At 67.9% G+C, this 13,658-nt stretch carries 15 protein-coding genes, 1 tRNA gene and 1 other RNA gene; 12 read left to right on the plus strand and 5 right to left on the minus strand.

Annotated elements, in window-relative coordinates:
- Nucleotides 1–12 precede the first annotated feature (12 nt).
- Together JOE46_RS16325 and JOE46_RS16330 are read left to right on the plus strand one after the other, a co-directional pair.
- The gene (locus JOE46_RS16325) at nt 13–1,761 is read left to right on the plus strand and encodes an amidohydrolase family protein (protein WP_097213084.1); all 1,749 of its coding nucleotides are present in this window, start codon (nt 13–15) and stop codon (nt 1,759–1,761) included.
- Between the two features lie 30 nt (nt 1,762–1,791).
- Entirely contained in the window at nt 1,792–2,574 is a 783-nt protein-coding gene (locus JOE46_RS16330; protein WP_097213085.1) for an SDR family NAD(P)-dependent oxidoreductase, read from the plus strand.
- Nucleotides 2,575–2,673: 99 nt separating this feature from the next.
- Here the strand turns inward: JOE46_RS16330 and JOE46_RS16335 are convergent, their stop codons facing one another.
- A complete protein-coding gene (locus JOE46_RS16335) occupies nt 2,674–3,258 on the minus strand; it encodes an HhH-GPD-type base excision DNA repair protein (protein WP_097213086.1) in 585 nt (194 codons plus the stop codon).
- A gap of 110 nt (nt 3,259–3,368) precedes the next feature.
- Between JOE46_RS16335 and JOE46_RS16340 the strand changes: the two genes are divergently transcribed.
- Complete coding sequence (locus JOE46_RS16340; RefSeq protein WP_097213087.1) at nt 3,369–4,022, plus strand: DUF5701 family protein; 654 nt, start codon at nt 3,369–3,371, stop codon at nt 4,020–4,022.
- A 35-nt stretch (nt 4,023–4,057) separates the two neighbouring features.
- Here the strand turns inward: JOE46_RS16340 and JOE46_RS16345 are convergent, their stop codons facing one another.
- Entirely contained in the window at nt 4,058–5,347 is a 1,290-nt protein-coding gene (locus JOE46_RS16345) for an aminotransferase class I/II-fold pyridoxal phosphate-dependent enzyme (RefSeq protein WP_097213088.1), read from the minus strand.
- 45 nt (nt 5,348–5,392) lie between these two features.
- An RNA gene (gene ffs, locus JOE46_RS16350) (signal recognition particle sRNA small type) lies at nt 5,393–5,487 on the minus strand.
- 106 nt (nt 5,488–5,593) lie between these two features.
- Between ffs and JOE46_RS16355 the strand changes: the two genes are divergently transcribed.
- The 8 genes from JOE46_RS16355 (at nt 5,594) to JOE46_RS16380 (ending at nt 10,844) form a co-directional block, all read left to right on the plus strand.
- A tRNA-Ser gene (locus JOE46_RS16355) sits at nt 5,594–5,681 on the plus strand.
- Between the two features lie 108 nt (nt 5,682–5,789).
- Nucleotides 5,790–6,347 (plus strand): TIGR03086 family metal-binding protein, encoded by a 558-nt coding sequence (locus tag JOE46_RS16360; RefSeq protein ID WP_097213089.1) that lies wholly within the window; start codon nt 5,790–5,792, stop codon nt 6,345–6,347.
- 199 nt (nt 6,348–6,546) lie between these two features.
- Nucleotides 6,547–6,669 carry a hypothetical protein gene (locus JOE46_RS26805; protein WP_257017616.1) on the plus strand — a complete coding sequence of 41 codons (123 nt, stop codon included), beginning with the start codon at nt 6,547–6,549 and terminating at the stop codon, nt 6,667–6,669.
- A 357-nt stretch (nt 6,670–7,026) separates the two neighbouring features.
- The gene (locus tag JOE46_RS26810) at nt 7,027–7,155 is read left to right on the plus strand and encodes a hypothetical protein (RefSeq protein WP_257017617.1); all 129 of its coding nucleotides are present in this window, start codon (nt 7,027–7,029) and stop codon (nt 7,153–7,155) included.
- Between the two features lie 141 nt (nt 7,156–7,296).
- The gene (gene gluQRS / locus JOE46_RS16365; RefSeq protein WP_374102922.1) at nt 7,297–8,241 is read left to right on the plus strand and encodes a tRNA glutamyl-Q(34) synthetase GluQRS; all 945 of its coding nucleotides are present in this window, start codon (nt 7,297–7,299) and stop codon (nt 8,239–8,241) included.
- Nucleotides 8,242–8,378: 137 nt separating this feature from the next.
- Nucleotides 8,379–8,900: an RDD family protein gene (locus JOE46_RS16370; RefSeq protein ID WP_097213091.1), complete on the plus strand. Its 522-nt coding sequence runs from the start codon at nt 8,379–8,381 to the stop codon at nt 8,898–8,900.
- 89 nt (nt 8,901–8,989) lie between these two features.
- Entirely contained in the window at nt 8,990–10,009 is a 1,020-nt protein-coding gene (locus JOE46_RS16375; protein ID WP_209927853.1) for a hypothetical protein, read from the plus strand.
- Nucleotides 10,010–10,109: 100 nt separating this feature from the next.
- On the plus strand, nt 10,110–10,844 hold the full coding sequence (locus JOE46_RS16380; RefSeq protein WP_306455745.1) for a queuosine precursor transporter: 735 nt from the start codon (nt 10,110–10,112) through the stop codon (nt 10,842–10,844).
- 4 nt (nt 10,845–10,848) lie between these two features.
- Here JOE46_RS16380 and JOE46_RS16385 read toward each other — a convergent pair whose 3' ends face one another.
- On the minus strand, nt 10,849–11,691 hold the full coding sequence (locus JOE46_RS16385) for an NAD(P)H-binding protein (protein WP_097213150.1): 843 nt from the start codon (nt 11,689–11,691) through the stop codon (nt 10,849–10,851).
- Nucleotides 11,692–11,815: 124 nt separating this feature from the next.
- Between JOE46_RS16385 and JOE46_RS16390 the strand changes: the two genes are divergently transcribed.
- Nucleotides 11,816–12,415, plus strand: a complete 600-nt coding sequence (locus JOE46_RS16390) for a TetR/AcrR family transcriptional regulator (protein ID WP_307861294.1) — start codon at nt 11,816–11,818, stop codon at nt 12,413–12,415.
- Here JOE46_RS16390 and tgt read toward each other — a convergent pair.
- Entirely contained in the window at nt 12,412–13,656 is a 1,245-nt protein-coding gene (gene tgt / locus JOE46_RS16395) for a tRNA guanosine(34) transglycosylase Tgt (RefSeq protein WP_097213095.1), read from the minus strand. The two genes, JOE46_RS16390 and tgt, sit on opposite strands and share 4 nt — an antisense overlap.
- Nucleotides 13,657–13,658 lie beyond the last annotated feature (2 nt).

Raw genomic sequence — 13,658 nt, forward strand, 5'->3', positions numbered from 1 at the left:
GAGTGGTCTGCGATGAGCTACGACGTGATCATCAAGAACGGCCGGTGGTTCGACGGCACCGGCGCACGGTCCGAGACCAGGAACCTCGGCATCCGCGACGGGCGGGTGGCCGCCGTGTCGGTCGACGCACTCGACGAGGCTGACTGCCCGCAGGTGGTCGACGCCGCCGGGAAGTGGGTCATCCCGGGCATGGTCGACATCCACACCCACTACGACGTCGAGGTCATCCTGAGTCCGGGACTCAAGGAGTCGGTGCGGCACGGCGTCACCTCGATCTTCCTGGGGTCGTGCTCGCTGTCGGCGGTCCATGCCGGCCCCTCCGACGCGGGCGACCTGTTCGGCCGGGTCGAGGCCATCCCGCGTAAACACGTGGTCGACACGCTCACCGAGTCCAAGACCTGGACCTCGGCGCACGAGTACGTCGAGGCGATCGAGGCGCTGCCCTTGGGCCCGAACGTGGCCTCCTTCATCGGCCATTCGGACATCCGTGCCGCGCAGATGGGCCTGGACCGGGCGACCCGCAAGGACGTCAAGCCCACCCCAGCCGAGCTCGACGCGATGGCGGCCAAACTCGAGGAGGCGCTCGACGCCGGCTTCATCGGCATGTCCTCGCAGGAACTGCTGTTCGACAAGCTCGACGGCGAGGTCTGCCGGTCCCGGACCCTGCCCTCGACGTACTCGACCCGGCAGGAACGTCGCAGGCTCAGTGGGATCCTGCGGCGCCGGGGCAGGGCATTGCAGGCAGGCCCGGACGTCGGCCGCCCGCAGTCCATGGTCGCGTTGGCGCTGAGCAGCGTGGGGCTCTTCCGTCGCCCCTTGAAGGTGAGCCTGCTCTCGGCCGCCGATGTCAAGGCGATACCGGCTGTGGCGCATGTCTTCCCGGCGATGGCACGGGCCGTCAACGGTATGCGCGGCGACTTCCGGTGGCAGCACCTGCCCGTCCCGTTCGAGGTGTACTCCGACGGCATCGACCTGCCGGTCTTCGAGGAGTTCGGTTCCGGCGCCGCGGCATTGGACCTGTCGAACCAGCTCGAGGCGCGCAGCGCGCTGCTGGCCGACGAGTCCTACCGCCGCCGGTTCCGCAAGGACTACGACAAGAAGTACGGGCCCCGGGTCTGGCACCGCGACTTCTTCGACGCCGAGATCGTCGAGTGCCCGGACGAATCCGTGATCGGCAAGACCTTCGGACAGGTCGGAGTCGACCGGGGCGGAGTGCACCCGGTGGACGCCTTCCTTGACCTGGTGGTCGAGCACGGCACCAAGGTCCGGTGGCGCACCACGATCTCGAACCACCGCCCCGAGGTGCTCAACAAGTTCGCTTCCGATCCCGGTGTCCAGCTTGGCTTCTCCGATGCCGGCGCGCACCTGCGCAACATGGCCTTCTACAACTTCGGCCTCCGCCTGCTGCGTCGCGTCCGCGACGCCGAGCAGGCAGGGACACCGATCATGTCCGTGGAGCAGGCGGTGCACCGGCTCACCGGCGAACTCGCCGACTGGTACCAACTCGACGCCGGACACCTGCGCGAGGGTGACCGGGCCGATGTGGTGGTGATCGACCCGGCGCATCTCGACGCCTCGCTCGACGCCTATGCCGAATGCCCGGTCCCGGAGTACGACGGACTCTCCAGGATGGTCAACCGGAACGACGACGCGGTGTCCGCGGTGTTCGTCGGCGGCGAATGCGTGGTCCGAGAAGGGGAACCGACTCCGGTTCTCGGGACCCGTCGCACGGGGCGGTTCCTGCGAGCGGGCGAAAAATGAGCAACCCAGCGATGAACGGAAGTAGCACGGATGAGTGAGAACCGGTTTGTCGGCAAGACGGCGGCGGTGACCGGCGCGGCGTCCGGCATCGGCGAGGCCATCGCGATCCGCCTGATGGCCGAGGGCGCGAATGTCGTCGGGATCGACCTGGCCGGTGATGCGCTCGGCGCCATGGCCACCGAGTTCGGCAAGGCGTTCCTGCCCGTCACCGCCGACGTGACCAAGGAGGAGGAGGTCGCGGCGGCCCTGGACGCCGCGGTGACCCGGTTCGGGGCGCTGGACCTGGCCTTCAACGTGGCGGGCGCGTCCCGCGTCGGCGCGATCGTCGATCTCGACGAAGCCGACTGGGACTTCACCATCGACCTGGTGCAGAAGGGCGTCTTCCTCTGCACCAAGCACGAGGCGCGGCGCATGAGCGCCGGTGGGCGCGGCGGGGCCATCGTCAACGTCTCCTCGCTGAACGCCCATGTGCCGATGCCAGGGGGCAGCCCGTACGCGACCGGCAAGGCGGGCGTCGAGATGTTCAGCAAGAATGCCGCTCTCGAGCTGGCATCGTCGGGCATCCGGGTCAACTCCGTGCTGCCGGGACTCGTCGACACCCCGCTGGTCGCCCCGGTGCTGGCCTACGAGCCCGCGCAGGCGATGTTCCTCGAACGCATCCCGATGGCGCGGGCGGCGACGCCCGACGAGGTCGCCGGGCCGTGCCTGTACCTGGCCAGCGACGACGCGGGCTACATCACCGGCGCGAGCCTGGTCGTCGACGGCGGCTGGGAACTGTCCAACTTCCCGAACTTCAGCAAGCTCGCTGGTTGAGATCGGGAACGAGCGGCCGCGGTAGCTCGAGATCGAGCGGCGGCTGATCGGACGTGCACTGTTCCCGCCCTCCCCTCCAGGGGCCGGGAACAGTGCACGTCATTTCGCTTTCGCGGCCTTCGCCGCCGCCTTCGCGGACTTCTTGAACTCGCGGACCTCGCCAAGGGTGCGGTCGTCGACGACGTCGGCGATGGACCGGCGCGAGCCGTCGTCGCCGTACGCCCCTGCCGCCTCCCGCCAGCCCTCCGGCGCGACGCCGATCTGCTTGCCCAGCAACGCGAGAAAGATCCTGGCCTTCTGATCCCCGTAGCCGGGCAGCGCCTTGAGCCGCCCCAGCACCTCGCGACCGTCGGGATCACCCTCGGTCCAGATCGCCTCGGTCCTGCCGTCGTAGTGCTCGACGAGGTAGATGCACAGGTCCTGGATTCGCTTGCCCATCGACCCGGGGAACCGGTGCACGGCCGGCGGGGTCGCGCAGAGCGCGAGGAACGCGTCCGGATCCATCTCCGCGATCTTGTGCACGTCCAGGCCGGACAGCCGATCGTCGAGCTTCTTCGGCCCGGCGAAGGCCACTTCCATCGGGATCTGCTGATCGAGCAGCATCCCGATCAGCAGGGCGAGTGGATCCGCGGCGAGCAGCGCATCCGCATCAGCGTCTCCGGCGAGGTGCAGCGTGAGTGCCATGGCCCGATCCTGCCATTTCCGGCGGCGAACTTTCGACCCTCCCGGCGTCCGGGAACATTCTCGCGTCGCCGCCCGTTGAGTTCGGTACACCGTACGGAAGCGAGTTATCCTTGACTGCAACCCCGACCGATATCGAGTTCGACCGCCAGATCGGCGCACTCACCGAGGCGGGCTACCCCGGCCTGACCGGGCTGGCCGACGACGACTTCGCGGCCGCGCTGGAACCGCTCCGCGCGGTGGTGCTCGCGCACCAGGAGAGCGCCGCCGACCAGGGCGAGGATCACATCCCGTTCGTCCTGGTCGTCGCGCGTACCGCGCAGGGCGCCTCCATCGACGCGCACGAGGCGATGTCGCGCACCGCCCTCGGCACCCAACGGGGGTTCGCCGACTTCGAGCCCGCCGAGCTCGCCCGGTTCCTGCCTATCGAATCCGTCGAGGTTCCGGACGGGATCGGCTACGCGCTACTGAACGTCGACACCGGAACGGAGTATCTGAACGTCACACCTGCGACGGCACTGACGTCGCTGACCGAAAGGGGAAGCACCGGGCTCACCGTGGCGGAGGGCGTCGCGCTGATCACCGTGCGCCCCGACATGCTCCGCAAGAACAAGTGCTTCTCGCTGCTGTCGTCACGGTGCGGGGACAAGCGGGTGCCCGCGCTGTGGATCAGCCAGCGCCGACCGAAACTGGGCTGGTGCTGGAACGGAAACCCGCACACCTGGCTGGGGTCGGCGTCGACGGCGGGCCGACTGCCGCTGCCCTGACGGCGGGCAGGCGAGCCGGGGCCCGTCGGGCCCGGCTACGCCTGCTCGAGCGACTTCTCGGTGGCGGCCAGCAACACGCAGGTCGCCACCCCGTCCATCGCCTTCGCGAGGTCGTCGGTGGACGGGAAGCTCGGCGCGAGCCGGATGTTCTTGTCCTCCGGGTCGGTGCCGTACGGGAAGGCCGAGCCGGCGGCGGTCAACGCGATGCCGGCCTCCTTCGCCAGGCCGATGACCCGCTTCGCGGTGCCCTCGACGACGTCGAGGCTGATGAAGTAGCCACCCTTCGGCTCGGTCCAGGACGCCACCTTCGACGACCCGAGCCGATCCTCGAGGATCTGCAGGACCAGCGCGAACTTCGGCGCAAGGATCTCCCGATGCTTGTCCATGTGCGCGCGCACGCCGTCGGCGTCCTTGAAGAACATCAGGTGCCGCAGCTGGTTGACCTTGTCCGGCCCGATGCTCTTCTTGCCCAGGTGCTGCTGGTACCAGGCCAGGTTCTGCGTGGAGCCGCCGACGAAGCTGACGCCCGCGCCCGCGAAGGTGATCTTCGACGTCGACGCGAACACGAACGGCCGGTTCGGGTGTCCCGCCGCCGCCGCGATGCCCAGCACGTCCAGCGGGGCCTCGAACTCCTCGACCAGCGGGTGCACCGCGTACGCGTTGTCCCAGAAGAGCCGGAAGTCGGGGGCCGCGGTCGGCATCGAGGCCAGCGTCCGCACGACCTCCTCCGAGAAGACCGCACCGGTCGGGTTCGAGTAGGTGGGCACCGCCCACATTCCCTTGATCTGCGGATCCTCGGCGACCAGCCGGGCGATTAACGCGACATCCGGGCCGTCGTGCCGCATCGGGACGGGGATCATCTCGATCCCGTACGACTCGGTGATCGCGAAGTGCCGGTCGTAGCCGGGGCTCGGGCACAGGAACTTGATCTTCGGCTCCTGCGACCACGGCCGCACCGAGTCGGGGGTGCCGTGCAGCAGCGCGAACACGATGATGTCGTGCATGATCTCGAGGCTCGCGTTGTTGCCGGCCAACAGGTTCTCGGTCGGGATGCCGAGCAGTTCGCCGAAGATGGCACGCAGCTCCGGCAGTCCGGTGAGGCCGCCGTAGTTGCGGCAGTCCACTCCGTTGCCGTCGCGGTACTCGACTCCTGGCAACGCGAGCAACGCCTGCGAGAGGTCCAGCTGCTCGGGCGACGGCTTCCCGCGGGTCAGGTCGAGGGTGAGCTTCTCCGTCTTGAGCTGCGCGTAATTCGCGGACTGGCGCTCGTGCTCCGAACGGAGTTCCTCATGGCTCATCAACCCAACTTGGGTTTGGGTAGGCATGCCGAAAGACCTTTCACCGGCGCGACTGTCGGAGGTGCGCAAAAATAAAGGGGACCCCGCGCACCCGGCAGAGCCCATTGACCCTTGCTGCCTTCCGGCCCTGGGGGAGTTCACAGGATGCGCGCCGCGCGGGATCCGTCCACGAGTGTAGCCATGCCCGTCCGGGGGCGGACAGGCGGCCGAGCTTTCGCCCCGATCGGGGGGCCGTTTTCATTTCCTGGCGGGTTAGCCGGTATGCTCGCCCACGGAGGATTCGCCTAGTGGCCTATGGCGCTCGCCTGGAACGCGGGTTGGGTTAACGCCCTCAGGGGTTCAAATCCCCTATCCTCCGCCACACGATGGCCCCCGATCTCCGGATCGGGGGCCATCGTTGTATCCGGGGCCAGGACGGATGTCGTGAATCTTCAAGACCGCGTCGTCGCGCAGGTCGCACCATGGAGCCATGACCACCACGACCAGCAACGCCGATCTCTACCGGCGACTCGCCGCCGAACTGACCCGCCGCGTCGAAGCCGTGCCCGCCGACCGCTGGGACAACACCTCCCCCTGCGAGGGCTGGACCGCCAGGGACGTGCTCGGGCATGTCATCGAGACCCAGTCCTACCCGGTCAACGCGGCGGGCATGACGCTGCCTGCGGTCCCCGACGTCGCTGTCGATCCCGTCGGGGCCTGGACACAGACCCGCGACGCCGTGCAGGAGATCCTCGACGATCCCGAGCGCGCCGATCGTGAGTACGAGGGGCAGATGGGCACGGCGAAGGTCTCCGACACCTTCGGCTCCTTCTACACCTTCGACCTGGTGGTACACGGCTGGGACATCGCGAAGGCGACCGGCGCCGACACGGCCATCGATCCCGGGGACCTGGCGATGCTCGCCCGCTTCGCCGAGCGGATGGGTGAGGCCCTGCACGGACCCGGGGTCTGCGGCCCCGTGGTCGCGGTTCCCGCCGAGGCGGACGAGCAGACGCGGGTCCTCGGCCTGCTCGGCAGGAGGGCCTGAGCCACCCCGAGGCGCTGTGACGGTCGACACTGTGTGAAGGACGCCGCCCGGGCCGGAACCCGCGTGACCACGGCGATCGATCCTGCGGCGGACGCCCGCACGCGGTGACCGCTTCGCTCGCACTGCGCGGCGCGGGACCCTTCATTACTGTCCGCGATGCGTCGGCCGTCGGCGCACAGTCCACTCGGGAGGAACCACCATGGCAGACAACGGCAGCTCCGTACTCGACACCGGCGCCGCGACCGCCGTCGACATCGAGGGCATCCTCGGCACCACGATCAAGGCCGTGCTCGACACGTTGAACAACGTGACCATCAGCTGACGTTCGCCCCACCCAAGATAGGCCCCGCCCAACAGTTTTCGGGCGGGGCCCTTTCGTATCCGAGTCCGAAACGATGAACAGTAGTGCCCATCAACTGATTTCATGGTCCGTGACGGTTCGCCGACATTCGCCCCGGACGACGCGGCGGATGCCACCTCCGACTGCCGGCGACCATTCGGACCAGCTTCTACATGAACTGTTCATGTTCCGGAAGGGTTGCAGCACAGGTTGTTTCCCGCAGCTTTGGCCGACGTTAACCGAACGGAAACCCTGCGATTTCAAGGGATGCGCGCCCGCAGAACCTCCGATACAGTCCGCGATGCAGATCGAACGACACAGACTTCCTGGAGGAATCCCATGGCAAACTTCACCCCGATCGCAGACGCAGGCGCCGACACCGGCAGCAGCGGAATCGACGTCATCTCCGAGGTCCTCTCCGGCGCGGGCGGCATCTTCGGCAGCCTGGTCGGTGCCTTCAGCAGCTGAGCCCCCTCAGTTGCGCGGCCTCGGCCCCCGTCCGTCCGGGCGGGGGCCGACGGCGCACCAGGACCGGTCGGGCGAGTGGCCCCCACTCGTTAGGCTGACGTCATGCCACAGTCGGCCCCGAGCGGTGCAGTTTCGAGCGACCTGCAAGCAGTCGCAAGCGGTGCCGTTTCGAGCGACCTGCAAGCAGTCGCTAGCGGTGCCGGACGGTTCGCCCCGAGCCCGTCCGGCGACCTGCACCTCGGTAACCTCCGAACCGCGATGCTGGCGTGGCTGTTCGCCCGCTCCACAGGCCGGAGATTCCTGATGCGAATCGAGGACCTCGACCGGGTGCGGGCGGGTGCCGAAACGCGACAGCTCGACGACCTCGCGGCCCTGGGGCTGGACTGGGACGGTCCGATCGTCCGGCAGTCGGAACGCCTGGTGCGCTACGACGCCGCCATCGACGAACTCACCGCCGCCGGCCGAACCTACGAATGTTTCTGCACCAGAAGAGAAATCCAGCAGGCCGTCTCGGCGCCGCACGGACCGGACGGCCACTACCCCGGTACCTGCCGCGACCTGAGCGCAGCCGAGATCGCGGCCAAGCACGACTCGGGCAGGCCCCCGGCCATCCGGCTGCGCGCGGAGATCACCGAATTCGCGATCGAGGACGAGCTGCACGGCCGCTACACCGGCGCGATCGACGACGTGGTGCTCCGGCGCGGCGACGGCATCCCGGCCTACAACCTGGCCGTGGTGGTCGACGACGCGGAGCAGGGCGTCGACCAGGTGGTACGCGGGGACGACCTGCTCTCCTCCGCGCCGCGGCAGGCCTACCTGGCCTCGCTGCTCTCGCTGACCGTGCCGCGCTACGCGCATGTCCCGCTGGCACTCAATTCCGACGGTAAGCGGTTGGCCAAACGCGACGGCGCCGTCACGCTGGCCGACCAGCGGGCCCTGGGTCGCACCCCCGACGAGGTGCGGGGAATCCTGGCAACCTCCCTCGGAATGGCCGAGGCAGGCGACAAGCCCGGCCTGGACGAGTTACTTCGAGGTTTCGATCCCGTCGCGCTCCCGCGAACCGCCTGGGTATTCGCGGATCTTTAATGGATGTTTGCGCAATCGAAACGTATTCGGCGAACGGCAGGGTACCGGGCAATGGGGATCGCACGTAGGGTCACTAAGCACTGTGTATGACGAGCACCGTTGAATGGCAGCAATCAGACCGCATCCGAGGGGAAAACATGACCACCGGTGGATTTGATCAGAACCAGAACCAACCAGGCGAGCCGTCCTACCCGACTCCGCCGCAATTCGATGACCAGGTGGCGGGGGGCGCATTCCCAGGCGGCGCCGAACCCGGCAGCCTCGGGGTTCGGTTCGGCGCGCGGCTCGTCGACTACATCCTGGTCGGAGTCGTCACCTGGATCCTGCTGATCGCCTTCGGCGTCGCCGACAACATCGCCATCAGCGGATTGGTCTCGGGCATCCTGACGTTCGCGTATTTTGTGGTCTTCGACATCAGGGGCTGGACCCCGGGCAAGAAGATGCTCGGACTGAGCGTGCGCGGCCCCGGCGGCGGCAACCCGACCCCTCAGCAGGCCTCCATCCGCGAGGCGTTCAACCTGCTCAACATCATCCCGTTCATCGGCGGGCTGCTGAGCCTGATCGCGGTCATCGTGATCGCGGTGACCATCAATTCGAGCCCCACCAAGCAGGGCAAGCACGACGAACTGGCAGGCGGAACCCAGGTCGTCAGGGGCTGATCGATCACCGCACGACCATTTTCACCCGAACCCGCCGTTGTTCGAGTTCGGGACGCACCACAACTCAACCGCACAAAAGAAGGAAGACTGTGAGCGAAAACCCACCGACCGGCCAGCCTGGCAACGAGGGCACCCCGGACAATCCGATTCCGCCGCAGAATCCGCCTGCCGGCGGGTACCCGCCGCCGCCCGGATACCCGCAGCCCGGCGCCACCCCGCCTCCCGGCGGCTACCCGCCCCCGCCCGGATACCCGCAGCAGGGCGCACCGCAGCCTGGGTACCCGCAGCAGGGCGCGCCGCAGCCCGGCAGTTACCCGCCCCCGCCCGGATACCAGCAGGGCGGAACCCCGAACATGCCCGGCGGCTACCCGCCGCCCCCCGGATACGGCGCGGGCGAAGGCGGCTATCCCCCGCCGCCCGGGTACGGCGCGGACGCGTTCTCGGCCCCCGGCTTCGGCGGCCCCGGCGGCACCCCGCAGCTCACGGTCGGTGACGCGCTCGGCTACTCCTGGAACAAGTTCAAGGCCAACGCCGGGATCTGGATCGGCATCGTCCTGATCGCCGCCGTCATCGAGGTGGCGCTCAGCCTGATCTTCAACACCGGGAACACCTCGAGCGACTTCTCCTCGGCCTTCACGGTGTGGGGCATCTTCGGCACCATCGTCACCACCGTCGTGGGATACCTCATCCAGGCGGCCATGATCCGCGGCGCCCTGCACGAGGTGGACGGCAACAAGCCGGCGATCGGCTCGTTCTTCCAGTTCAACAACGTCGGCGCGATCATCCTCGCCAGCGTCATCGTCGGTGTGCTGTCCGCGATCGGCTTCGTGCTGCTGATCATCCCGGGCCTGATCATCGTGTTCCTGACCTGGTGGACGCTGCAGTTCGTGATCGACCAGAACCAGGACGCGATCACCGCGATCAAGTCGAGCTTCAGCGCCATCTCGCAGAACGTCGGAGCCCTGCTGCTCCTCGCGCTGGCGCTGGTCGGTATCAACATCGTCGGCGCGCTGCTGTGCGGTCTCGGCCTGCTGGTGACCATCCCGCTGACCGTCATCGCCTCCACGTACGCCTACCGCGTGGTGGTCAGGGGCCCGATCGCCCCCTGATCCGGACAACCGGACAAACCGCGCACCCGCCGCAGGGCGCGAGCTCCTCCCACCAGGGTCGAGGTCGCGCCCTGCGGCGTTGTGATGCTTGGATGGCGTCGTGACAGTGTCAGAGCACGCCGAGAAGAACCCCGAGCACGCGACCTTCGCGCACGTCAGTCGCGGCTACTACCCCACGATCGTGGCGCTCTTCACCGCCGTATTGCTGATCTCGAATATCTGCGCCACCAAGGGGGTGGCCTTCTTCGCGGGTGCCGAGCTGAGCGTCGGCCCGCTGCAGATCCTGCCGATCATCACCGACGGCGGGTTCTTCCTCTTTCCGATGGCCTACATCCTCGGCGACGTGCTCAGCGAGGTGTACGGCTTCAAGGCCACCCGGCGGGCCATCTACCTGGGCTTCGGGGCCATGATCCTGGCGTCCGCCTGCTTCTGGCTGCTGCTGGAGCTGCCGTCCGCAGACTTCTATGTCAACCAGGCGTCCCTCGAGGCAGTGGTGGGGGTGTACCCCCGGCTGCTGCTGGCAGGCCTGGCCGGGTACCTCGTCGGCCAGTTGCTCAACTCGCTGGTGATGGTGTCCATCAAGGAGCGCACCAAGGAGAAGCACCTGTGGGCCCGGCTCATCGGGTCGACCGTGGTCGGCGAGTTCGCCGACACCCTGATCTTCTGCGCCATCGCGGCGGGCGCGATCGGGATCAGCACGTGGGGCGACTTCTTCAACTACCTGATCGTCGGCTTCCTGTGGAAGACGCTGGTCGAGGTGCTGGTCATGCCGATCACCTACCGCGCGATCGCCTACGTCAAGAAGCACGAACCGACGTACGTGATCGCGAGCTGACCACTCACCGGAAGGCGTCGACGTTTCGCGCCGCCCACTCGGCGAAGGTCCGGGGCGGGCGGCCGAGGATTCCCTCGAGATCCGGACTGACCTGCTGTTCGACCGGCGTCGGAGCGCCCAGGACGTCGAGCGTGCCGTCCACCACCGGCGCCGGCATGAACCGCAGCATCTGTGCCCTCGCCTCGTCGCGGCTCTGCGCGGCGAATCCGACCGGCTCGCCGAGCGCCTGACCGATCGCCGCGGACCGCTGACGCGGCGAGACCGGCGCAGGCCCGGTGAGTACGTAGGTACGGCCGGCGTGGCCCGCCTCGCGCAGCACCACGGCGGCTGCCTCCGCGAGGTCGGCCGGGTCGACGTCCGGCAGTCCGACGTCGCCGAACGGCGCGGCGACCCGACGGTGCGAACGGACCGTCTCGACCCATGCGAACGCGTTGGAGGCAAAGCCGGCAGGCCGCAGGACCGTCCACTCCATGCCCGACCCCTTGACCGCGGTCTCGAATGCCCTGAGTCCCGTGTGCGAGGGCGAGTCCGGCCGGGTCCCGGCGACCTGGGAAGACAACAGGACCACTCGGCGAACCCCGCCCGCACGCGCGACGTCGAGGATCCGGCTCGGGCTGACGTCGGCCGCGAGGACCTCCCCCGAAACGAGGAGGAACAGGGCCTCCGCTCCCTCGACCGCGGCTCCGAGACTGTCCGGTTCGGTGAGATCGGCCTGCCGGTGCCGGACCCCGATGGGGACCGCGTCCGCCGACCCCCGAGAGACCGCGGTGACCTGCTCACCCGCCGCGGCCAGGGCCCCCACCAGCGGCACGCCCACGTTCCCTGTCGCTCCCGTTACCACGATCATGAACAGCTCCCCTTCGCCGTTTCCTGAGGTCACACGCGTCGGACGACGCCCCTCGTGAGTTAGTTAGTTGACTAACTCACTCTGAAGATAGCCGATGGTAACGCGGCTGTCTATAGTTAGTCAGGTGACTGACTCAGCGGAGAGCGTGGGGCCGCGGCGCGGCAAGCGGGAACGCCTGGCGGAGGCCGCCGCCCAGGTCTTTCACGAGCAGGGCGTGGAGAAGACAACCCTCACCGACATCGCGCGCGCGGCCGACGTCCCGGTTGGCAACGTGTACTACTACTTCAAGACCAAGGACGAGCTGGTCGGGGCGGCGATCGGCGCGCACGCGCAGCGCCTCGAGGCGTTGATCGCCGCGCTCGAAGCGCACCCCACTCCGCAGGAGCGCCTCAATGCGCTGGTGCGTGGATGGACGGAACAGCGTGAGGTCGCCGCGCGATTCGGCTGCCCGTTCGGGACCCTGTCATCGGAACTCGACAAACGCACCGATGGCCTGGACCGCGACGCCGCCGAGGTCATGCGTCACCTGGTCGACTGGGCCGAGCAGCAGTTCCGGTCGATGGGCCGCGACGACTCCCGTGAGCTCGCGGTCGCCCTGATCGCCGCCTACCAGGGCATTTCCCTGCTCACCAATACGTTCCGGGACCCCGAGCTCATGGCAGCCGAGGGCCTCCGCCTAGAACGCTGGATCGACTCGCTCGCCGGAGCGAGCACGCCGGGCTAGACGCGGCTGGTGGCGTAGAACCGTCCGAGAGTCTCCGACTTCAGATCGTCGAAGTAGCCGCCCTCGATGCTCTCCCGGATCCGGTCCACCAACCGGATGGTGAATCGTTCGTTGTGAATGGTCGCGAGCGTCGACGACAGCATTTCTTTCGATTTGAACAGGTGGTGCAGATACGCCCTCGAATAGTTCTTGCAGGTATAGCAGTCGCACTCGTCGTCGATCGGGTTGTAATCGCGCCGGAAACGGCTCGTGTTGATGTTGAACCGTCCGGTGGTCGTGTAAATCGCGGCATTTCGCGCCACCCGTGACGGATTCACGCAGTCGAAGGTGTCGGCCCCGTTCTCGATGGCGACGAACAGGTCGTCCGGCTCGCTGATGCCCAGCAGGTGCCGCGGCTTGTGTTCGGGCAGCTCCTCGTTGCACCACCGCACGATGGTCCCGAGGTTCTGCTTTTCCAGCGCCCCGCCGATCCCGTAGCCGTCGAAGCCGGTGCCGCTCTCGCCGACGATCGACTCCAGCCCCCGGCAGGCCTGCCTGCGCAGGTCCTCGTACTGCGCGCCCTGCACGACGCCGAACAGCGCCTGGTACGGGCGGTGGCTGCGCTCGGCGGTCAGACGTTCGTGCTCGGCGATGCACCGCACCGCCCACGCCTGCGTGCGTTCGACCGACTCCTCCTGGTAGCCACGGGTGTTGAACAGGGTGGTCAACTCGTCGAACGCGAAGATGATGTCCGCGCCGAGCCGGTGCTGGATGCTCATCGAGATCTCCGGCGTGAACCGGTGCCGGGAGCCGTCCCGGTGCGACTTGAACGTCACCCCGTCGTCGTCGACATGCGCGAGGCGCTCCTTGCCGACGGCGATCACATCGTCGGACTGGACCCCGACGGAGTCCATCGAGAGCACCTTCTTGAAGCCGACGCCCAGCGACATCACCTGGAATCCGCCGCTGTCGGTGAACGTCGGGCCCGGCCAGTTCATGAACCGGCCCAGGCCGCCCGCTCCGTCCACGATGTCCGGCCCAGGCTGTAGGTACAGGTGATACGCATTCGCCAGAACAGCCTGCGTGCCAAGTTCTTTCATCGTCTCCGGCAGCACCGCCTTGACGGTGGCGTTGGTCCCGACCGCGATGAACGCCGGGGTCTGGATCTCACCGTGCGGAGTGTGGATGGTGCCGGTCCGGCCCAGGCGGCCGGGCAGCCGGGTACCGAGGGTGAAGAAGGGTTGGCTCACCGTGTCATCCAATC

The sequence above is a fragment of the Rhodococcus sp. PvR099 genome, assembly GCF_017833315.1.
In the GTDB taxonomy this organism is placed as follows: domain Bacteria; phylum Actinomycetota; class Actinomycetes; order Mycobacteriales; family Mycobacteriaceae; genus Rhodococcus_G; species Rhodococcus_G oryzae.